This window comes from Rhodococcus sp. JS3073 (assembly GCF_026810085.1).
GTDB lineage: Bacteria > Actinomycetota > Actinomycetes > Mycobacteriales > Mycobacteriaceae > Rhodococcus_F > Rhodococcus_F wratislaviensis.
In genome coordinates, this window is record NZ_CP113951.1 from 6,751,943 (window position 1) to 6,771,034 (window position 19,092).

Annotated in this window: 21 protein-coding genes and 1 riboswitch; of the genes, 6 read left to right on the forward strand and 15 right to left on the reverse strand. The window is 67.8% G+C overall.

Features of this window, described 5'->3' with window-relative positions; translation table 11 throughout:
- Positions 1–3: 3 nt before the first annotated feature.
- The 5 genes from OYT95_RS30635 to OYT95_RS30655 form a co-directional block, all read right to left on the reverse strand.
- Positions 4–816, reverse strand: a complete 813-nt coding sequence (locus OYT95_RS30635) for an ABC transporter ATP-binding protein (RefSeq protein ID WP_112298716.1) — start codon at positions 814–816, stop codon at positions 4–6.
- Positions 809–1,630 carry an ABC transporter permease gene (locus OYT95_RS30640; RefSeq protein WP_061044482.1) on the reverse strand — a complete coding sequence of 274 codons (822 nt, stop codon included), beginning with the start codon at positions 1,628–1,630 and terminating at the stop codon, positions 809–811. Before OYT95_RS30640 ends, OYT95_RS30635 begins: the two co-directional genes overlap by 8 nt.
- A complete protein-coding gene (locus OYT95_RS30645; RefSeq protein ID WP_268789927.1) occupies positions 1,608–2,648 on the reverse strand; it encodes an ABC transporter substrate-binding protein in 1,041 nt (346 codons plus the stop codon). The genes OYT95_RS30640 and OYT95_RS30645 overlap by 23 nt, the downstream gene beginning before the upstream one ends.
- Entirely contained in the window at positions 2,633–3,355 is a 723-nt protein-coding gene (locus OYT95_RS30650) for a TenA family protein (protein ID WP_037227009.1), read from the reverse strand. The genes OYT95_RS30645 and OYT95_RS30650 overlap by 16 nt, the downstream gene beginning before the upstream one ends.
- Positions 3,349–3,444: riboswitch (TPP riboswitch) on the reverse strand. It overlaps the preceding gene by 7 nt.
- Positions 3,445–3,502: 58 nt before the next feature.
- Positions 3,503–4,180 carry an NUDIX hydrolase gene (locus OYT95_RS30655; protein ID WP_268789928.1) on the reverse strand — a complete coding sequence of 226 codons (678 nt, stop codon included), beginning with the start codon at positions 4,178–4,180 and terminating at the stop codon, positions 3,503–3,505.
- A gap of 111 nt (positions 4,181–4,291) precedes the next feature.
- Between OYT95_RS30655 and OYT95_RS30660 the strand changes: the two genes are divergently transcribed.
- The gene (locus OYT95_RS30660) at positions 4,292–5,845 is read left to right on the forward strand and encodes a carboxylesterase/lipase family protein (protein ID WP_268789929.1); all 1,554 of its coding nucleotides are present in this window, start codon (positions 4,292–4,294) and stop codon (positions 5,843–5,845) included.
- Here the strand turns inward: OYT95_RS30660 and OYT95_RS30665 are convergent.
- The 6 genes from OYT95_RS30665 to OYT95_RS30690 all read right to left on the reverse strand — a co-directional run bounded on the left by OYT95_RS30665 (position 5,838) and on the right by OYT95_RS30690 (position 11,223).
- The gene (locus OYT95_RS30665; RefSeq protein ID WP_112298715.1) at positions 5,838–7,079 is read right to left on the reverse strand and encodes an MFS transporter; all 1,242 of its coding nucleotides are present in this window, start codon (positions 7,077–7,079) and stop codon (positions 5,838–5,840) included. The genes OYT95_RS30660 and OYT95_RS30665 overlap by 8 nt on opposite strands.
- 83 nt (positions 7,080–7,162) lie before the next feature.
- The gene (locus OYT95_RS30670; protein WP_268789930.1) at positions 7,163–7,693 is read right to left on the reverse strand and encodes a DUF3558 domain-containing protein; all 531 of its coding nucleotides are present in this window, start codon (positions 7,691–7,693) and stop codon (positions 7,163–7,165) included.
- Positions 7,690–8,229, reverse strand: coding sequence for a DUF3558 domain-containing protein (locus OYT95_RS30675; protein WP_268789931.1), 540 nt, complete (start codon positions 8,227–8,229; stop codon positions 7,690–7,692). The genes OYT95_RS30670 and OYT95_RS30675 overlap by 4 nt, the downstream gene beginning before the upstream one ends.
- Positions 8,213–8,488, reverse strand: a complete 276-nt coding sequence (locus OYT95_RS30680) for a GNAT family N-acetyltransferase (protein ID WP_112298712.1) — start codon at positions 8,486–8,488, stop codon at positions 8,213–8,215. The genes OYT95_RS30675 and OYT95_RS30680 overlap by 17 nt, the downstream gene beginning before the upstream one ends.
- A gap of 63 nt (positions 8,489–8,551) precedes the next feature.
- The gene (locus OYT95_RS30685) at positions 8,552–9,739 is read right to left on the reverse strand and encodes a DUF4185 domain-containing protein (RefSeq protein WP_268789932.1); all 1,188 of its coding nucleotides are present in this window, start codon (positions 9,737–9,739) and stop codon (positions 8,552–8,554) included.
- A 110-nt stretch (positions 9,740–9,849) separates the two neighbouring features.
- Positions 9,850–11,223: an FAD-binding oxidoreductase gene (locus OYT95_RS30690; RefSeq protein WP_268789933.1), complete on the reverse strand. Its 1,374-nt coding sequence runs from the start codon at positions 11,221–11,223 to the stop codon at positions 9,850–9,852.
- Positions 11,224–11,736: 513 nt separating this feature from the next.
- Between OYT95_RS30690 and OYT95_RS30695 the strand changes: the two genes are divergently transcribed.
- Positions 11,737–12,066, forward strand: coding sequence for a hypothetical protein (locus tag OYT95_RS30695; RefSeq protein WP_005254150.1), 330 nt, complete (start codon positions 11,737–11,739; stop codon positions 12,064–12,066).
- A gap of 29 nt (positions 12,067–12,095) precedes the next feature.
- Here the strand turns inward: OYT95_RS30695 and OYT95_RS30700 are convergent, their stop codons facing one another.
- Together OYT95_RS30700 and OYT95_RS30705 are read right to left on the reverse strand one after the other, a co-directional pair.
- On the reverse strand, positions 12,096–12,779 hold the full coding sequence (locus OYT95_RS30700) for a Type 1 glutamine amidotransferase-like domain-containing protein (protein ID WP_128641776.1): 684 nt from the start codon (positions 12,777–12,779) through the stop codon (positions 12,096–12,098).
- Between the two features lie 5 nt (positions 12,780–12,784).
- Positions 12,785–13,603: a maleylpyruvate isomerase family mycothiol-dependent enzyme gene (locus tag OYT95_RS30705; protein WP_112298707.1), complete on the reverse strand. Its 819-nt coding sequence runs from the start codon at positions 13,601–13,603 to the stop codon at positions 12,785–12,787.
- Between the two features lie 167 nt (positions 13,604–13,770).
- Between OYT95_RS30705 and OYT95_RS30710 the strand changes: the two genes are divergently transcribed.
- Positions 13,771–15,312 carry an AMP-binding protein gene (locus OYT95_RS30710; protein ID WP_268789934.1) on the forward strand — a complete coding sequence of 514 codons (1,542 nt, stop codon included), beginning with the start codon at positions 13,771–13,773 and terminating at the stop codon, positions 15,310–15,312.
- Between the two features lie 11 nt (positions 15,313–15,323).
- On the opposite strand, the gene OYT95_RS30715 is transcribed toward OYT95_RS30710, so the two are convergent.
- Both OYT95_RS30715 and OYT95_RS30720 read right to left on the reverse strand, forming a co-directional pair.
- Complete coding sequence (locus tag OYT95_RS30715) at positions 15,324–15,488, reverse strand: hypothetical protein (RefSeq protein ID WP_268789935.1); 165 nt, start codon at positions 15,486–15,488, stop codon at positions 15,324–15,326.
- A complete protein-coding gene (locus OYT95_RS30720) occupies positions 15,485–15,886 on the reverse strand; it encodes a DUF488 domain-containing protein (protein WP_037227035.1) in 402 nt (133 codons plus the stop codon). Before OYT95_RS30720 ends, OYT95_RS30715 begins: the two co-directional genes overlap by 4 nt.
- A 269-nt stretch (positions 15,887–16,155) precedes the next feature.
- Between OYT95_RS30720 and OYT95_RS30725 the strand changes: the two genes are divergently transcribed.
- From OYT95_RS30725 to OYT95_RS30735, 3 genes are read left to right on the forward strand one after another with little or no spacing between them, the layout of a single operon-like run.
- A complete protein-coding gene (locus tag OYT95_RS30725; protein ID WP_268789936.1) occupies positions 16,156–17,268 on the forward strand; it encodes a Re/Si-specific NAD(P)(+) transhydrogenase subunit alpha in 1,113 nt (370 codons plus the stop codon).
- Complete coding sequence (locus tag OYT95_RS30730; RefSeq protein ID WP_268789937.1) at positions 17,269–17,601, forward strand: NAD(P) transhydrogenase subunit alpha; 333 nt, start codon at positions 17,269–17,271, stop codon at positions 17,599–17,601.
- Positions 17,601–19,025 carry an NAD(P)(+) transhydrogenase (Re/Si-specific) subunit beta gene (locus tag OYT95_RS30735; protein ID WP_112298703.1) on the forward strand — a complete coding sequence of 475 codons (1,425 nt, stop codon included), beginning with the start codon at positions 17,601–17,603 and terminating at the stop codon, positions 19,023–19,025. Before OYT95_RS30730 ends, OYT95_RS30735 begins: the two co-directional genes overlap by 1 nt.
- Positions 19,026–19,092 lie beyond the last annotated feature (67 nt).

The following is a 19,092-nucleotide window of genomic DNA, read 5'->3' on the forward strand; positions in this document are numbered from 1 at the left end:
TTTTCAGCGCCGGGCCGACTCCTGCTCGACGAGTGCCCGACGCGACTCCTCGTGGAGCACCCCGAGCAGTTCGTGTTCGACGTCCGCGAACTCGGGCGACGTCATCATCGACAATTCGCGGGGACGGGGCAGGCCCACCGTCACCTCGCGACGCACGGTGGCGGGCCGCGCGGACAGCACGACAACCCGGTCCGACAGGTAGACGGCCTCCCGGATGTCGTGGGTGATCATCAGGACGGTCCAGCGGTAGCGCTGCCACACGTCCTGCAACCAGGTCTGCATCTCGGTGCGGGTCAACGAATCCAGGGCGCCGAACGGCTCGTCGAGCAGCAGCACCGGACGGTCCTGGACGACGGTCCGCAGCATCGCCGCACGCTGTCGCATCCCGCCGGACAGCTGGCTCGGGCGGGCGTCCTCGAACCCGCCGAGACCGAACACGGAGAACAATTCCCGGGCCTTGTCCCGCGCCTGCTTCCGGGGCACACCCTGCACCTCGAGTCCGAGGGTGGTGTTGTCGAGGACGGTGCGCCACGGGAACAGCAGGTCCTTCTGCGGCATGTACGCGCATTTCGCGGGGCCACTCCCCGCGGGACGCACCGGTTCGCCGCCGATCGTGACGGTGCCGGAGTCGGGTCGGTCGAGACCGGCGAGCATGGAGAACGCGGTGCTCTTCCCGCAGCCGCTGGGGCCGATCACCGACACGAACTCACCCGGTTCGACGGTGAACGAGACGTCGTCGAGGACGGGCCGGATGCCGCCGCGGACCGGGAATCCCTTGCTCAGACCGGACAGTGCGACGCGCGCGGTGTCACTCATGCCGGGCCCTTTCGTTCTTGATCCACGGGGCGACGACGCGCTCGACCGCGAAGGTGAGCAGGTAGAGGCTGACGCTGATCACGGCGGTCACGAGCACCGCCGCCAGCACGAGGTCGGTGCGGAAGGAGTTCTTCTGCGTCGCCATGTAGATGCCGAGACCGGACGTGGCCCCGACGTATTCGGCGAACACGGCACCCACGACGGCGTACGTGATGCCGATGCGCAGGGCGGTGAAGAACCGGGGGATCGCCGACGGAAGCCGCACGTAGCGGAATTCCTGCCACCGTGAGGCGCCCATGCTGCGCAACAACGCGCCGGCCTCCCGGTCGGCGGCGGCGAAACCCTCGATCAGACCGATCGTCATCGGGAAGAACGTGGCGAGCGCGATCACGAGAATCTTCGGCAGCAGACCGAATCCGAACCAGATGATCATCAGCGGCGCGATCGCGATGATCGGCAGCGTCTGTGACACGACGAACAGCGGAACGAACGCGCGTCGCAGCCATGGCGAGAAGTCCACGAGCACCGCGAGGGCCCACGCGAAGAGCAGGGACACAGCGAACCCGATCAGCGTCACCTGGAGTGTCGCGGAGGCGTGACCGGAGATGGCGTCCCGCGCCCGCCAGCCCTGCTGGACGACCCGCAGCGGCGACGGCAGCACCTGCGGCCGGATACCGCTGACCGTCACGTACACCTGCCATGCGACGACCAGCAGTGCCACGACCACGACCGCGGGCAGCACCCGCCGCAGCAGCGGGGACGTGCCCGGGGCCGTGGTGCGGAGACTGGGGTCAGGGCTGAGCGAGGTACTCATTGGTGAAATACGTCGACCAGTCGGGTTCCGTGGTCAGCGGTGCCCCGTCGGGGCCGGTGAGCAGGCCGTGCTTGAACAGGAAACCGGAGTACCCCGCCCACTGCTCGGCCGTCTGTGTCCCGACCTTGCCGGAACCGTCCTTCATGTACTCGGAGGACAGCATCTGCTGGCTCTCCCGCACGAGGGATTCGTCCGTGAAGGCGCCGGGGTTGGCGTCGATCAGTATCTGCGCGGCCTCGTCGGGCCGGTCGGCGGCGAACTGGTATCCACGCTGCAGCGCCTGGACGAACTTGCGGGCCTGCTCGGGATGGTCGGCCATCCACTGCTCGTTGCCCTCGATGACGAGCGCGTACGCATCCGGGAAGCCGTAGTCGGTGTAGTGGAAGTAGCGCATCGGGGTGCCCTGGTGCTCGGCCTCGATGCCCTCCCAGCCGAAGAACGACACGGTGAAGTCGGCGGTGCCGGAGTACACGGCCTCGTAGGCCGAGGTGCCGAGCGTGACCGTGGTGAATTCGCCCTTGCCACCGTCGTTCCGGATGATCTGCTTCAGCGTCTCCTCGCCGTCCGGGTCCGCGAAGCCGGCGTAGATCTTGCCGTCCAGATCCCGGGGGCGGGTGATGTCGGCGCGATCGGCCTTCACCGCGATGCCCGTCGCCCAGTGCTGCAGCGGAGCCATCACCGACGTGGTCTGTGCGCCCGCGGCCTTCGAGAACGTCGCGGAACTCTGGAAGCTCACCCCGAACTCCGCGTTACCGGCGTCGACCAGGGTGTCGGGCGAGGTGTCGTTGTAGGGCAGCACCTGCACGTCGAGTCCGGCGTCCGCGAACCACCCTTCCTGCTGAGCGACGAACAGACCGGTGTGGTTGGTGTTCGGTGTCCAGTCGAGTGCGAACCGGATGGTGTCGCCGGACTGCGAGTCACCGGCGCAACCGGTGAGCAGCGAGAGGGCGGAGACCAGGACGACGGCTGCGGTGGCGGCGCGTTTGGTACGAGAGAAGAGTGTCACGACGCCGGCCATTCCTGCTTGTTGAGGGCGGTGTCCCAGAACATGAGTTCGTAGCGGCTGGCGATCACGAACGCCTCCGCCATCGCCTCGCGCTGGGCGTCGGTCGAGGCCTCGGCCGCGGCGTCCACGAGTTCGCGGGCCGTCGCGACGGCGGCGTGGAATTCCTCCGCGTCGTAGGTGGTCACCCACTGCGCGTAGGGGTGCGACGGGTCGGCGGAGAGCACCTCACGGGCGCTCGCCGCGAGCCGGTGCCCGACGTCGGCGTAGATCCAGAAGCAGGGCAGCACCGCGGCCGCGGCCACCGCGTACGGCTCGGTGGCGGCGACGGCCGTCAGGTAGGAGATGTACCCGAGGCAGGCAGGCGAATGCAGCGGCTCCACGTCCGACGCGGGAAGTCGCCCGCTCGTCAGCAGATTCTGGTGCAGCGTCGCCTCGACCGTGGCGGCCTCGGCCGCCGAGCCCGCCCAGAAGCCGGCCTCCACGGGGCCCGGCGCGTGCGCGGCCACCAGGGAGAGCGCCTTCGCGTACCCGGTCAGGTACAGGAAATCCTGCTCGATGTACGTGCGGAACACGTCCAGCGGCAGGGTTCCGTCGCCGAGGCGGCGCAGGAACTCGAGTTCGTCGATCGCCTCGCGCAGCACCTTGGTCCGGTCCCACAAGTGGTCCGTGAATCGGGCGTGCTGGCCTGCGCCGGCAGCGTCTTGGACAGAGCTATTCACAACGTTGACATCCCTTCGTCAGCATTACCTGAGCAGGTTCCCGGGTGTGTTCTCAGCCCCGCCCGTGCGGAGCACCCCGTGTCAGAACAAGCCGACCCTAGCACCGGCCGTACCGCGGGCGGAAAGGCCCCGGGTCGGTGGACGGGCTCAGCCGGCGAGAAAACCGGCCGCGGCCGGCGGGAGAGGTGCAGGGCCGCGCGTGTAGATCTCCGCGGGCCGGCCGGTCCCGACGACGGCCATGTCGCCGGTGTTGTCGAGGGCAGGCATCATGTGCCGCCGGAACGAGTCCTTCGGCAGGGGACGTCCGAACACCACCTCGTAGACCCGGCGGAGTTCGAGCACCGTGAATGTGTCGCCGGCCAGGCCGGACGGGTCGACGGACCGCGCGTACCGCTCTCGCAGGTCGGCGACGGCGAGGGCGACGACGTCCGCGTGGTCGAACGCCAGCTCCTGCGTCACCCGGTCGTCGTCGACGGTGATCAACAGGGTGTCGCGGGGGAGCGCCGTGCGGGGCAGCGCGGCCCCGTGCGTCATCGACAGCACCCACCCGCGGTCGTCGCGGCCGGGATCGTCGAGCATCGCCAGCTGATGGAATTCGGTGCCACTCAGGCCGGCCTTGATGCGCAGGCACCGCTCGGCGGCGTCCTGCAGTCGTTCACCTTCGTGGAGGAAGGTGCCGGGGAGTGCGAGCTCGCCCGAACGGCGGGGAACCACAAGGACTTTCAATTCCGTGCCGTCGACGGTGAGGACGGCGACGTCGACCGCCACCGACGGGCGCGGATAGTCGAGGAGGCTCTTGCCCTCGGAATCGGTCCATGCGGCCACGCAGGAATGTTAGCGCACGGTTGATCTATATCTGTTCGATCGGTCCTGCCTGCTCATCGTTGGTAGTTTGACGAGAGATTCCCGGCACGAGCTGCGTGAGGAGGTCCGTCCGTGGAGGTCGACAAGTCCGGCGACACGCTCGTCGTCTGTGCCCGGGACGGCGAGGTGCGTGGCTACCCCGAGGGTGACGTCTACGCGTGGAAGGGCATCCCGTTCGCCGCGGCCCCCATCGGCGATCTGCGGTTTCGCGCGCCGGTCCCGCCCGCACCGTGGGACGGTGTGCGCGACTGCGTCGACTTCGGCCCGATGGCGCCGCAGGGACACGGCACCGCCGTCCCGATCGACGCGGGACTCGAGATGGACGAGGACTGCCTGTCCGTCAACGTCTGGGCCCCGAGACCCGACGGCAACCCCCGGCCGGTGATGGTGTGGATCCACGGCGGTGCGTACTGCCTGGGAACCGCAGCTCAGGGCATCTACAACGGGCGCATCCTGTCCACCCTCGGCGACGTCGTGCTGGTCTCGTTCAACTACCGGGTGGGGGCGCTCGGCTTCCTCGACCTGTCGTCGTTCTCGACGGCCGGGCGGGTGTTCGAGACCAACTGCGGGCTGCGTGACCAGGTCGCGGCCCTCGAATGGGTGCGCGACAACATCGCGTCGTTCGGCGGTGACCCGGACGAGGTGACGGTGTTCGGGGAGTCGTCCGGCGCCGGGTCGATCACCACGCTGATGACGTGTCCGAGCGCGGAGGGACTGTTCCACCGCGCGATCGCCCAGAGCCCACCCGCCACGTCGGTCTACGGGAGCGAGCGGGCGGCCACCGTCGCGAAGCAGTTCCTCGACATCCTCGATGTGGAACCCGCGCAGATCGACACGCTGCTGCACCTTCCGTATCGCACGGTCATCGAGGCCAGCGACACCCTCGTCAACGAGGTGCCGACCAGGATTCCGGGCACCCTCGCGATGGCGCCCGTGGTGGACCGCGACTTCCTGCCCCGCTACCCGGTGGCCGCGTTCCAGAAGGGCTACTCGCACCGCATCCCCCTCATCATCGGTTCCAACAAGGACGAGTCGTCGATCTTCAAGTTCATGAAATCGCCTCTGCTACCGGTTACGTCGGATTCGGTGCAGGAGATGCTGAGGGCGATCGCGGCCGATCACCCCGAACTGCCCGCCGCCCGCCTCGCCGACATCCTGTCGGCGTACCCGGACCGCGGCAAGCCGAAGGGCGCGCTCGCGATGTCGCGGGACGCCGCGTTCCGGATGCCCGCGCTGTGGGTGGCCGACGCCCACAGCAGGCACTCACCGACGTGGATGTACCGGTTCGATCAGGCAACGCCGATGCTCAAGGCCGCGCGCATCGGAGCGGGGCATGCCACCGAACTCCCATACGTCTTCGGCAATTTCGACACCCTCAACATCGACCCGACGTTCTGGCTCGGCGGCCGGAAGACGGCGCTCGAGGTGTCGGGCCGGATCCAGCGCCGGTGGCTCGCGTTCGCGCGGCACGGTGTCCCCGCCGCGCTGGACGGGTCCAAGCACTGGGCGCCCTACGACGAGGAGAACCGCTCGACGCTCCTGATCGACGGCGCGGACAGTCTCGTGAAGGATCCCGACCACGAGATGCGGATCGCCTGGGGAAACGACGTCATGGGCTTCAACTGACGGGCACCTTGTCGTCCAGTTCCTTCAGCACGGGCAGCGCGAAGCACGCCAGCCCGATGATCAGGACCGGGATCGCGAGCACGAAGAACGTCGGCTGGATGCCCCACTTGTCGAGGAGGGGACCGGCCAGCAGGTAGCCCAACGGGCCCGCGGCGTACGCGGTGGACGTCATGACTCCGGTGACCCGTCCGCGCATGTGCTCCGGACTGCGAGTCTGCATGGCGTAGTTGGCGATCGGGCCGACCGGACCGAACACGAGACCCTGCAGGAGGGCCAGCGCCAGAATCGCCCACAGCGGCGGCAGGAACGCCATCGCGACCATGGCCGCGCCCAGCACCGTCACCGCCACCACCATCAGCATCCTGCGCGACACGAACGGCGCGAGCGGTCCGTACGCGAGGGCGCCCACCACGCCGCCGATGCTGAGCGCCATCAGGACCGAACCCAGTTGCGCGGGCTTGTCGAGTTCGGTGAAGTACACCGGGAACACCACCGATTCGACGGGCATGTACAGCGCGACCACCGCCATGTCCACCAGAGCGATCGTCCGCAGGAGCCGGTTGTGCCACACGAACTTCAGGCCCTCGAGCGTGCCGTGCCAGATGGACGTCGGGCGCGTGGCCGTGTCGGGTCTGCCTGCGTTCTCGAGTCGCAGGAATGCGATGGTCACCACGGACAGCACGAAGCCGACGGCGGTGACCCACAACGTGTTCACCGCACCCACTGTGGCGATGAGGACGCCGCCGATGCCCGGTCCGACGAGATACGCCACGTTGTAGTTGGCCTCGTAGAGGCTGTTCATCCGGTCGAGGGACCACCCGGCGGACTTGGTGGCGGCGGGCAGCATCGACTCCCGCGCCGCGATCCCGGCCGGATCGAACGCCGCTCCGATCGCGGCGAGGACGGCGATCACGGTGACGGTGAGGCCGGTGGTGTTCGCGATCACCGGGATGGCCGCCACCGACAGGGCGGACAGGCAGTCGGAGATCATCGACGTGCGGCGACGCCCGAACAGGTCGACGAACGTGCCCGCGAACAGGCTCGACAACAGCAGCGGCAGCGTGGCCGCGCCCGCGACGATCGCGGCGTCGGACGCGCGACCGGTCCTCTCGAGCACGAGCCAGGGCAGCACGACGATCGCGATGCCGTTGCCCGTGGACGAGAACAGCGTCGCGAGGTTCAGGAGGATCAGGGGCCCGAACCGGCGAGTCACAGCCGTCTCGGTGGCGGTCACGGCAAGGGTCCTCTGGTCGGCTCGATCGGTGGTGCTTCGACGCTAACAGCGAGGTCGAGGCCACCGCGACCGAATTTCGGCCGCTACTGGTTGCGTTGCAGGGTCAGTTCGGCGAGAGTGCGCGCTCCGTCGCACGGGTCGCCGGTGCCCGAGCGCTGCTGCACCCACCAGGTGATGACGCCGGAATAGGCGGCGGTGATCCCGCACGTCGCCGAATCACCCGGGCGCCGGGCGCTGAACGCCGACGTGCCCGCGATCGACGTGGTTTCCACCTGGTAGCCCAGCTGGTCCGCCACACTCCGCTCCCGTTGCAGCGAGTTGTTCTCGAACCAGCCGAACGTCACGTCGATCGATCCGGCGGCGGACGACACCGTCCACATGCACACCGCGCCGAAGAAGTACTGGTCGATGCCGGCGCCGTGGAGGGTCTCCGCGATCTTGTCGTTCGGGACCGCGTCGCACTCGCGGAGGAGCTTGTCGAACTGCGGCGAGCCGCCTTCTTCGGCGGCGGCCGCGCCTTCGGGTAGGGGGTTGCCGGTGACGGAGGTGCCGCAGCCGGCCAGCATCATCGCCGCCGCCGCCACCGTCGCGGCGAGCCGGCGGCCGCCGCTCATTTGACCTTCTCCAACGTCAGCCGGCCGAGCGCGGTCGGGGCCGCGCACGGGTCGGAGGGTGCGGTGCCCGTGCCGTAGCGGACCAGCCAGTGCACGAAGTCGGCACCCGTGCCGAGCGCCACCTCGCAGAACCCGACGTTCTGCGAGGAGAATCCGCGATGCCCGGCGATCTCGAGGTCGCGGACCTCGTGACCGATGCCCTTGGCCACCGACCGTTCCCGGTCGATGGGGCTGCCCCGGTACCAGGTGAACATCACGTACCGTTCGCCGCCGTCCGCTTCCCACCGGCACTTGATGCCGTTGCGCGACACCGGGGTGAGCCCGGTGATCCCGGCCCGCTCGTACACCTCGGCGTCGGTCAGCGAGCCGCATTCACCCACGAACGCGCCGGGCTGCGCGGACACCGACGTGGTCGGCGCGGACGCCGGACCGGTCTCGGAACCGTCGCCGGAACCGCAGCCGGCCAGCACGACCGCCGCGGCGACCAGGCACGTCGCGCGAACGGTCAGGCGGACCGGATCAGACGAGCTCCGCATAGCTCGGATTCTCGGCGATGTACTTCTCGACGTACGAGCACGACGGAATCACGGTGAGCCCGCGGGACTTCGTGTCGTCGAGGGCGGCCTTCACCACCTCCGCGGCCAGACCCTGCCCTCGGAACTGCGGGTACGTCACGGTGTGGTGGAAGTCGCGGGCACCGTTCCGCTCGAAGTAGTCGGCGTATCCGGCCAGCTGGCCGTCGAGGTAGATCTCGAACCGGGATTCCGACACGTCGTGCTCCACCGTGGCCGCCACAGACCGCTCCTCTGCTCGTGTGGCGTGCGCTGACCCGCGCACGCTGTCACTCGCAGATTACCGTCAGTCCGCGAGGTCGGTGCGCAGCAGCATGACGTTGTAGTCCGACCAGGTGGTGGCCAAGAAATACAGATCGGATCCCTGCGACCACGGGTGCATGTACGCGCCGTACAGCTCGGGCACGTCCCGGCTGCTCACCAGCACCTCGGGTTCGCTCCAGCCGGATTCGAGGTGGTCGGACCGGCGCATGACCACCGAATTGCCGGCATCGGTGTACATCGCCACGAACTGACCGAGGTACTGGGTGAACTGCACCGACAACTCGCTGACCGGTCCGGGGATGACCGGTGCGGCGACGGTCGCGTTGGCCTTCACCCACGCCTTGCCGTCCCAGTACTCGTACAAAGTGAGGTTCCGGATGTCCGCTTCCTTCACCCGCGACAACCGGGCGTCGCCGGAGCGACCCGACGGCGTGCCGAACGCGTAGACGAATCCGTCGTGCTTGACGTACGAGCCCATCTGGAAGTTCTCGGCGCCCGTGCCCGGTACGTTGGGCCGCAGCGTCAGGGGGTCGGTGACCCAGTTCTCGCCGTTGTCCACGGAGTACGCGATGCCGGACGCGTTGGTGTCCCACTCGCCGGGGGCGCCCCAGCTCCGCACGGACATGTAGTTGATGTACTGCGTCGCGCCGGGACCCTCGCCGACCGAGATGCCGGTGGTGGGGATGACGGTCTGCTCCACACCCGGGACCTTCTGGCTCTGGATGATCTCCTTGGAATGGTTCGGGGCGTCGATCGGGGAATTGTCGATGCCCATCCCGTCGGTGAGGTCCTTGTCGGAGCTGCGCAACAGGATGTTGCTGCGCCAGTCGCCGACCAGACCACACAGCGGGTTGTCGCTCAGTCCGACGGTGTCACCGAACGCGGTGAGGATCTCACCTCCGCCGTTGTCCCACATGATGCCGAGGTCGGTGCCGAGCACCCGGAACCTGCCGATCGTGTCGTTGGAGCTGCGCGGCCCGGTGATGTGCGCGATAGCCTGAGTTTTGCCACGGAGCTCGGGAAGGCGACCGTCGCTTCCGTTCAGCCAGGGAATGGGGTTGATGCCCTGGTTCGATCCGCTCGACCCGAGGCTGCCGGTCCCGAGGCACGGCGCCGCCGTCGCAACAGGTGGCGTCATCGTGAACAACGTGCAGGTAGAAGCGAGTAAGGCGGGCATCGCCAGGGAGGCGACACGGCGGAGTCTGGTCACGAGCGCACCTCTCTGCGACGAATCGAGTCGGGTCCGGTCACGCTAGCAATACCTCACCTGTCACACCAGCCCCTAGGGTAACCATTGGGTCTCGCACCCGAACCGCGTAGCTACAGAATCGCTCCGGGGTTGAGGATCCCCAGCGGGTCCAGGGCGTTCTTGATCCGCTGCGTCAATTCCATGACGTCCTCGCCCAACTGGTCGGGCAGCCAGGCCTTCTTCAGCCGGCCCACGCCGTGCTCGCCGGTGATCGTGCCGCCGAGAGAGATTGCGAGGTCCATGATCTCGCCGAAGGCAACGTGTGCGCGCTCGGCCATCGCGGCGTCCTCGGGGTCGAACACGATGAGCGGGTGCGTGTTTCCGTCGCCGGCGTGCGCGATCACCGCGACCATCACGTCACGCTCGCGGGAGATGACCGCGATTCCCTCCACCAGCGCAGGCAGTTTCGGGAGCGGGACCCCGACGTCCTCGAGGAGCAGGCTCCCGAGCCGCTCGACGGCGGGGATCGCGAATCGTCTTGCCGCGGCGAAGGCTTCGCCCTCCTCGGGGTCGTCGGTGGTGAAGACCTCGGACGCGCCGTTCGCCGTGCATGCGTCCGCCATCACGGAAATCTCTTCGGCCGCAATCGCACCGGGCGCGTCCGAGCGGGCGATGAGGATCGCCTCCGCCGTCCGGTCCAGGCCCATCTTCAGCGCGTCCTCGACGGCGCCGATCGAGGCGCGGTCCATGAATTCGAGCATCGACGGCCGCAGCGTGCGGGTGATGGCCAGGACGGTGTCGGCGGCGGCCTGGACGGAGGCGAATGACGCGACGAGGGTGCTCGACGGCGGCTGGGCCGGGATCAGTCTCAGCGTCGCCTCGGTGACGATGCCGAGGGTTCCCTCGCTCCCGACGAACAACTTGGTCAGCGACAGGCCTGCCACGTCCTTCAGGCGCGGCCCGCCCAGGCGGACGTCCGTCCCGTCCGCGAGGACGACGCGCAGTGCGAGGACGTAGTCGGTGGTGACGCCGTACTTGACGCAGCACAGGCCACCGGCGTTGGTCGCGACGTTGCCGCCGATCGAGCACATCTCGAACGACGACGGATCCGGCGGATACCAGAGTCCGTGCTCGGCGGCCGCGGCCTTGACCTCGGCGTTGAGCAGTCCAGGTTCGACGACGGCGATCCGCGTCACCGGGTCCACCTCGATCCGGCGCATTCGCTCGGTGCTGACCACCACGCAGCCCGCCACGGCGGTGGCGCCGCCGCTGAGCCCGGATCCCGCACCGCGCGGGATCACCGGGACGCGGTGCTCGGTCGCCCAGCGCATCACCACCTGGATTTCCTCGGTGGTGGTGGGGCGGGCGACGGCGAGGGGGAGGACGGCGTCGGGATCGCGCGCCCAGTCCTGGCGGTAGGAGGCCAGGATGTCCGGATCGGTGACGAGGCATCCCTGGGGGAGCGCGGCGGCGAGCGTCGCGAGTGCGTCGTCGGTGACCGTCATCGTGACTCCTGAAATGCGGGTGTCGGAGGCCCCGACGGTAACCCAGCGGGCCACGGGTGTCCTCGAATTGGTCACACGTCCAACTGAACCGATTCCGACCCGATTGCTCGGATATCGCTCCAACCTGGACGTTCGGCCTGGAAGCGAGACCCCAATAGTCCATCTGTTAGTTACTTACGCGTAGGAGTCTCACGATGTGGGATCAGGGGGGTGAATTTTTTCCGGGGTCCCGCCGATGGGGTATGCAACCGGGTCCGGAGGAGAAAATGCAGGTAGGGGCGTCCCGTTGACCGCATGGAACCGGACGAATCGGGTGTAACACAGGTCACATTCGTCACTCCGTTACCGGATCGTATCGACCAGGCAATGCAAAAACTCACTTCTACGGGTTAGCGTCTTGCATCGTCAAACACCGGCGAGGCGTTACACCCAAACGGAGATTCTCACGAAAAGTGAGCTAGAACACGGTTGGGGCCGGGTTTTGCCGCACCGACCCTGGAAGGACCCGCACCGATGAATGCACTCCACCGAGATCCCAGCAGCTACATCTCCGCGATGTTCTCGTACGAGTTCCTCGACGGTGGCATCGACTACGATTCCATCGAACAGATCCACCGTGGCGAGTTCGACGAATGGATCTTCGCACTGGCCGGTTCGGGGTTGTTCACCAACGAGGAAGTTCGGTCCATGGTGCAGGAATGGCGCCTGAACCCGAAGACCCTCCTGAACACGCTCCTCGCCGACGCGGACGAAGTCACCGCCAAGCGCTGCGAGGTCACCTGGGCCGCACTCGACCGCGTCGCCCCGTTCGCTCCGTCCGTGCCTGTCGCCGTCTTCGGCTGAAGGCCTTCCCGCCGCAGGGCTCGCCGTCGTCACACGAGTTCGGTTCGATCTCCGTTCACGACGATCGCCTGATCGTCCGTCAAGGTGCGGTACTCGACGCCGGCGAGCCTCAATGCGTTGACAGTGCGCCGAACGGCGGCCGCGTCCTCCAAGGGCACGGCGTCTTCGGCCCCTGAAAGCTCCGCAGGCGGGTGATGCGGCACGATCGCGAAGCGCACCACGCCCAGGCCGTCCCAGAGCGGCTCCATGCCGCACGTTGCGACCACCTCCGCCGGGTCATCGGAGGAGTCGAGACCGTGCAGCGTCGGAGTCATCACACACGCGCCCGCGCTGTAACCGGCGTACACCAGCGAATCGCTCCGCAGTAGTTCCGGGATCACCCGGTCCGCCCCACTCCGGGCCATCTGCGCGCGCAACACGAACGTGTTCCCGCCGCGCACCCACAGCATGCCGAAACCGTCCAGCCGCTCCTTCAGCGCGGCGGACCGCGCGTGCCCGTCGCTGCCGATGTAGTCGCGCAGATCCACCTCCTCCGGGGAGAAGCCCAACCGCGTCAGCGGCATCACGTCACTCACGACCGCGGATGTCCGCGCCGTCCGCGGCCACGCGTCCGCGGCCGCGGCGATCACCCCCACGCGCCCCGGCCGGCCGACCAACGACAGCAGCCGCGCGGGATCCGCACCGAACCGATACGAGGACAGGAACAGGCGCACCGCGGTCAGATCGTGAACGCGAGGTTGTCGACGATCCTCTTGCCCACGGCGGCGTCCCCGCTCAGCGAGATCTCGTCGCGGTGATCCGCCGCCGTCGTCCGGCCGCCCGCCAACCGGGTGAACAGCCGGGAGTCGAGAGTCACGGTCGTGGTGGCCTCGGACGGCAGTTCGTCGACCACCGCGGCCCTGCCGTCGACGGCGATGTGAATGTTCCGCGCGAGCGGACCCGTCAGCGCCAGGGTGATCCTGGACCCGTCCGGGGCCTTGCCGCGCTTGCCGACGAGGAACGCGACAGCGCCCGCGATCTCCTCGAACGCCGTCTCCCCACGCAGGCCGCCCTCGTCGCCGGGCAATGCGAGTGCGTCGCGCAGGTCGAGCTCGTGCATCCAGCAGTCGAACACGCGGATGCGCATGAACCGGAGATAGGGCGCCGGCCCGACCGGCGTGGTGGTCTCGGCCTCGAATGCCTCGTCGGTCATCTCGCTCAGCTCCGACCGCCTCCGGGCGACGATCGCCCGGAAACGTTCGAGCATCTCGGGGCCGGAGCACCCGCGCAGTCCCTCGACCCACTCCTCGTTGAATGCACCGATCTCGTTGCGCACGTGTGCGAGGCCGCGGACGTCGATGCTGGTGTGTGGTGCGGAGATTCCGGCAAGGAGTGACTCGGTGCCGATGAGATGCGCGGTCACGTCGTGGACGGTCCACCCGGGCAGCGCGGTGGGTGTGAACCATGTGTCGCCGGACAACGAGGACAGCACCTCGTCGAGTACGTCCCATTCCTCGAACAGTGCGTCGAGGATCGGTTCCTTCTGCAGGGCATTCACGGGTCGGACGCCTCCTTTTGCCTCAACTCTAGGACCTCCCGCCGGGGCGTCCGAGCGTTTTCGCCGCGGGCGGACGAATGCGCCGGTGACGGCGTCGAAGGTCTCCCCGTCCCGGGTTCGGTGTGGTAGACCGATGGTGAGAATCTCCATTAACAAAAGGAGTGCGGATGTTCCCTGGAAACTTCGTCGCGACCACCCCGGACAAGCCCGCTGTCATTCGTCCCGCGACGGGGGAGCAGCTGACCTACCGGGAGCTGGACGAGCGGTCCACCCGCCTCGCACGGCACCTGCTCTCGCTCGGCCTGACCGTCGGCGACCATCTGGCGCTCGTGTCGAGCAACGACCTCCGGGTCCTCGAGGTGTACTGGGCGGCCCTGCGATCCGGGCTGTACATCACCGTGGTGAACTGGCACCTCACCCCGGAGGAAGCCGGCTACGTCGTGGACGACTGCGGGGCCGAGGTGCTGATCGTGTCCGCCGACGCCGGCGGCGCCGTGCCGCGCGACCCGAATCAGCTTCCCCACGTCCGCCACCGTCTGGTGTACGGCGGCGAACTCGACGGATTCGACAGCTACGAGGACGCCGTGGCGGCGCAGTCCGCCGAACCGCTCGATTCGCAGCCCCGCGGGCAGGACATGCTGTACTCGTCGGGCACCACCGGCAGACCCAAGGGGATCAAACCCTCGCTCCCCGAGGGCGAGGTGGACACCACGATGGATCCGTACACCGCCGTGTTCGCCCCGATGTACGGATTCGATTCCGACACCGTCTATCTGTGCCCTGCACCCCTGTATCACGCAGCGCCGCTGCGCTTCTGCGGCACCATCACCTCAGTCGGCGGCACGATCGTCCTGATGGACCGCTTCGACGCCGAGGAATCGCTGCGGCTCATCGAGGAGTACCGGGTGACCCACAGCCAGTGGGTTCCGACGATGTTCGTCCGGATGCTCAAGCTGCCGAAGGACGTTCGCGACAAGTTCGACGTGTCGAGTCTGAAGGTGGCCATCCACGCGGCGGCGCCGTGCCCGCCCGACGTGAAGCGTTCGATGATCGAATGGTGGGGCCCGGTGATCCACGAGTACTACGCGTCCACGGAGGGCGCCGGTGCCACGTTCATCGACAGCGCCCAGGCGCTCGCGAAGCCGGGATCGGTCGGTCACGACGGGGTCATGGGCATCGTGCACATCTGCGACGACGACGGTGTGGACGTACCCACCGGTGACATCGGAACCGTCTACTGGGAGAGGGAGGAACGGCCGTTCGAATACCACAACGACCCGGCCAAGACCGAATCCGCGACGCACCCCGACCATCCGACGTGGACCACGAGCGGCGACATCGGATACATCGACGCCGACCGCTTCCTCTACCTCACCGACCGCGCCGCGTTCATGATCATCTCGGGTGGGGTGAACGTCTACCCGCAGGAGTCGGAGAACGTTCTCACCATGCATCCCAAGGTGTTCGACGTCGCGGTGATCGGCGTGCCCGACGAGGAGATGGGTGAACAGGTCAAAGCCGTCGTGCAACTCGTCGACGGCGTGGAGCCGTCCGATGCCGTCGCCCGCGAACTACTCGACTACGTGCGCGACCGGGTCAGTCACTTCAAGGCGCCGCGCAGCATCGACTTCTCCGACGACCTGCCGCGCACACCCACGGGCAAACTCGTCAAGCACAAACTCCGTGCCCGGTACCTGAACGCCGGCTGAATTCCCGCACGTCACCTGTCCCGCGCCGCCCCGCAGCGCGGGCAGGTGCCCGCGGTGCGATCGGTGAGGAACGACCCGCAGTCGGGGCACACGCGGTCGAGCCAGCAGACGGGGTCGCCGCCGAGGTCGTCGTCCGGTTCGGTGAGAGGCGCGGCGTCGTCGCGGTGGGTGGTCACAACCGATCCAGCATGTACTCGGCAAGCACCTCGGCGTGACTGTGACTGACATCCTTCGTCGCGGTGAGGAGAACGATCGGCCGCCCCTGCGCGAGTTCCTGCACCCGCGCGACCGCCTTGCGGCCGGTCGGCGAATCGAGCTCGTGAACGTACCGCTCGCGGAACTCGCTGAACGCGGCGACGTCGTGCGAGTACCAGTGACGCAACTCCGTCGACGGAGCGAGGTCCTTGGCCCAGTCGTCGAAATGGAACGCGTCCTTGCGAAGCCCCCGCGGCCAGAGCCGGTCCACGAACAGGCGCAGCCCGTCGCCCTCGGTCGGATGGTCGTAGACCCGCTCGACGACGACCGGCGGATCCGCGGTGACGTCCTCCGCGCTCCGTTCCTTCGGTGTGCTCATGGCCGAACCTCCGCTTCCTTGCGGCTGTCTACCGTCAGACTACGACCAAACACCCTGTGACCGGGTTCACAAACGAGCAGAAACATCTGTGAGAACGACTGTTCGGACTCGATTCAGACGCCTACCCACGGACTTCTCTGTTCCCTACGTCACGCGTTCTCTGGCTACTATCAGCTAACTCAGTCGAGTCGGGGGAAATATTTCCGCTCATCATCGGTTGATCGCCGCTCGTCGCGGCACACACACCATCTACCGCAGGAAGTCGATACATGGATACATCGCAGAGCGCGTCCACTGCGCGCCCGACGGTCGGCGTCGTTCGGGAGTCGAACGACGGTGAGCGTCGGGTGGCGTTGGTGCCGAAGATCGTGGCGTCGTTGATCGCCAAGGGCGTCGACGTGGTGGTCGAGTCGGGTGCCGGGTTGGGCGCGCTGATCCCGGACGAGTTGTACACCGAGGCGGGGGCGAAGATCGCCGACCCGTGGTCGGCGGACGTGATCGTCAAGGTCGCGCCGCCGTCGGACGAGGAAGTGGGCCGGTTGCATGCCGGGCAGACCCTGATCGGGTTCCTCGCCCCCCGCAATCAGGACAATCAGGTCGCCGCGCTGAAGTCGGCCGGGGTGGCGGCGTTCGCGGTGGAGGCGATCCCGCGGATCTCCCGCGCCCAGGTGATGGACGCGTTGTCGTCGCAGGCGAACGTGTCCGGGTACAAGTCGGTGCTGCTCGCGGCGTCGGAGTCGACCCGGTTCTTCCCGATGCTCACTACCGCCGCGGGCACCGTCAAGCCGGCGACGGTGCTGGTGCTCGGGGTCGGTGTCGCCGGCCTGCAGGCCCTGGCGACGGCGAAGCGTCTCGGCGGCCGGGCCACCGGCTACGACGTGCGCCCGGAGGTCGCCGACCAGGTCCGCTCGGTCGGTGCCCAGTGGCTCGATCTGGGGATCGACGCCGCCGGTGAGGGCGGCTACGCCCGCGAGCTCACCGAGGCCGAACGCGCGCAGCAGCAGCAGGCGCTCGAGGATGCGATCAAGGGCTTCGACGTGGTCATTACCACCGCCCTGGTGCCGGGCCGTCCGGCGCCGCGCCTGGTGACCGCGGCCGCGGTGGAGGGTATGAAGCCCGGATCGGTGGTGGTCGACCTGGCCGGGGAGACCGGCGGTAACTGTGAGCTCACCGAGCCCGGTCAGACCGTGGTCAAGCACGGGGTGACGATCTGCTCGCCGCTGAACCTGCCCGCGAGCATGCCCGAGCACGCCTCGGAGCTGTACTCGAAGAACATCTCCGCGCTGCTCGAGCTGATGCTCGTAAACGGGGCGCTGGCCCCCGATTTCTCGGACGAGGTCCTCGCCGCGTCCTGCGTCACCCGTGAGGAGGGTGTGTCCTAGATGTATACCGAATTGTTGGCGAACATCGCGATCCTGGTGCTGTCCGGGTTCGTCGGGTTCGCGGTGATCTCCAAGGTCCCGAACACGTTGCACACCCCGCTGATGTCGGGCACGAACGCCATCCACGGCATCGTCGTGCTCGGCGCGCTGGTGGTGCTCGGCAAGGTCGAGAACCCGCCGTGGGGTCTGCAGGTGATCCTGTTCGTGGCGCTGGTGTTCGGAACGATCAACGTGGTCGGTGGTTTCGTGGTCACCGACCGGATGCTGGCGATGTTCAAGTCCAAGCCCACCGCCCCCGCCGCCGTTGCTGCCCAGAAGGGTGGGGACAAGTAATGGAGTATTTGGTCAACGTTCTGTACATCGTGGCGTTCGCGATGTTCATCTACGGTCTGATGGGCCTGACCGGCCCGAAGACCGCGGTCCGCGGCAACCAGATCGCCGCGGTCGGGATGGGTGTCGCCGTGGTCGCCACGTTGATCGCGATCCGGGACACCTCCAACTGGGTGCTGATCGTCGCCGGTCTGGTGATCGGTGTGGTGCTGGGGGTGCCGCCGGCGTTGCGGACGAAGATGACCGCGATGCCGCAGCTGGTGGCCCTGTTCAACGGGGTCGGCGGCGGCACCGTCGCCCTGATCGCGTACGCCGAATTCCTCGACTCGGACGGGTTCACCGCCTTCGCGCACGGTGAGTCGCCGACGGTGCACATCGTCATCGCCTCGCTGTTCGCGGCGATCATCGGGTCGATCTCCTTCTGGGGTTCGGTGATCGCGTTCCTGAAGCTGCAGGAAACCCTGCCCGGCCGGCCGATCGGCATCGGCCGGTTGCAGCAGCCGCTGAATGCGGTGCTGCTGATCGGGGCCGTCGCACTCGCGGTGATCATCGGGATCAAGGCGATCGACCCGACCGGCCCCACCAGCCAGTGGTGGATCGTGGGGGTGCTGGTGCTGGCGGCGGTGCTCGGGTTGATGGTGGTGCTGCCGATCGGCGGCGCCGACATGCCGGTGGTGATCTCCCTGCTCAACGCGCTCACGGGTCTGTCCGCGGCGGCCGCCGGCCTGGCCTTGAACAATCAGGCGATGATCGTGGCCGGCATGATCGTCGGTGCGTCGGGTTCGATCCTGACCAACCTGATGGCGAAGGCGATGAACCGGTCCATCCCGGCGATCGTGGCCGGCGGGTTCGGTGGCGGCGGCGTCGCGGCGGCGGTCGGGGACGGCACCGCCAAGACGGCGAAGTCCACCTCGGCGGCGGACGCGGCGATCCAGATGGCATACGCCAACCAGGTGATCGTGGTCCCCGGCTACGGGTTGGCGGTCGCGCAGGCCCAGCACGCGGTCAAGGACATGGCCAAGCTGCTCGAGTCGAAGGGGGTGGAGGTCAAGTACGCCATCCACCCGGTCGCCGGCCGGATGCCCGGGCACATGAACGTGCTGCTGGCCGAGGCCGACGTCGAGTACGACGCGATGAAGGAAATGGACGACATCAACGACGAGTTCGCCCGCACCGACGTCACCCTGGTGATCGGTGCGAACGATGTCACCAACCCCGCCGCCCGCAACGACCCGTCGTCGCCGATCCACGGGATGCCGATCCTGAACGTGGATCAGTCGAAGTCGGTGATCGTGCTCAAGCGGTCGATGAACTCCGGGTTCGCCGGCATCGACAACCCGCTGTTCTTCGCCGACACCACCTCCATGCTGTTCGGGGACGCGAAGAAGTCGGTCGCCGAGGTCACCGAGGAACTCAAGGCCCTGTAAGCGGCTCCGCCGCCCGTGCGTGGTTGACGAGTCCAGAGACTCGCTAACCACGCACGGGCGCGAAGCG

What these genes read in the sequence shown, in the direction of transcription:
- OYT95_RS30635 (WP_112298716.1), bottom strand. Translation starts at nt 816, where the DNA reads ATGAGTGACACCGCGCGCGTCGCACTGTCCGGTCTGAGCAAGGGATTC.
- OYT95_RS30640 (WP_061044482.1), bottom strand. Translation starts at nt 1,630, where the DNA reads ATGAGTACCTCGCTCAGCCCTGACCCCAGTCTCCGCACCACGGCCCCG.
- OYT95_RS30645 (WP_268789927.1), bottom strand. Translation starts at nt 2,648, where the DNA reads ATGGCCGGCGTCGTGACACTCTTCTCTCGTACCAAACGCGCCGCCACC.
- OYT95_RS30670 (WP_268789930.1), bottom strand. Translation starts at nt 7,693, where the DNA reads ATGAGCGGCGGCCGCCGGCTCGCCGCGACGGTGGCGGCGGCGGCGATG.
- OYT95_RS30675 (WP_268789931.1), bottom strand. Translation starts at nt 8,229, where the DNA reads ATGCGGAGCTCGTCTGATCCGGTCCGCCTGACCGTTCGCGCGACGTGC.
- OYT95_RS30690 (WP_268789933.1), bottom strand. Translation starts at nt 11,223, where the DNA reads ATGACGGTCACCGACGACGCACTCGCGACGCTCGCCGCCGCGCTCCCC.
- OYT95_RS30695 (WP_005254150.1), top strand. Translation starts at nt 11,737, where the DNA reads ATGAATGCACTCCACCGAGATCCCAGCAGCTACATCTCCGCGATGTTC.
- OYT95_RS30710 (WP_268789934.1), top strand. Translation starts at nt 13,771, where the DNA reads ATGTTCCCTGGAAACTTCGTCGCGACCACCCCGGACAAGCCCGCTGTC.
- OYT95_RS30720 (WP_037227035.1), bottom strand. Translation starts at nt 15,886, where the DNA reads ATGAGCACACCGAAGGAACGGAGCGCGGAGGACGTCACCGCGGATCCG.
- OYT95_RS30725 (WP_268789936.1), top strand. Translation starts at nt 16,156, where the DNA reads ATGGATACATCGCAGAGCGCGTCCACTGCGCGCCCGACGGTCGGCGTC.
- OYT95_RS30730 (WP_268789937.1), top strand. Translation starts at nt 17,269, where the DNA reads ATGTATACCGAATTGTTGGCGAACATCGCGATCCTGGTGCTGTCCGGG.
- OYT95_RS30735 (WP_112298703.1), top strand. Translation starts at nt 17,601, where the DNA reads ATGGAGTATTTGGTCAACGTTCTGTACATCGTGGCGTTCGCGATGTTC.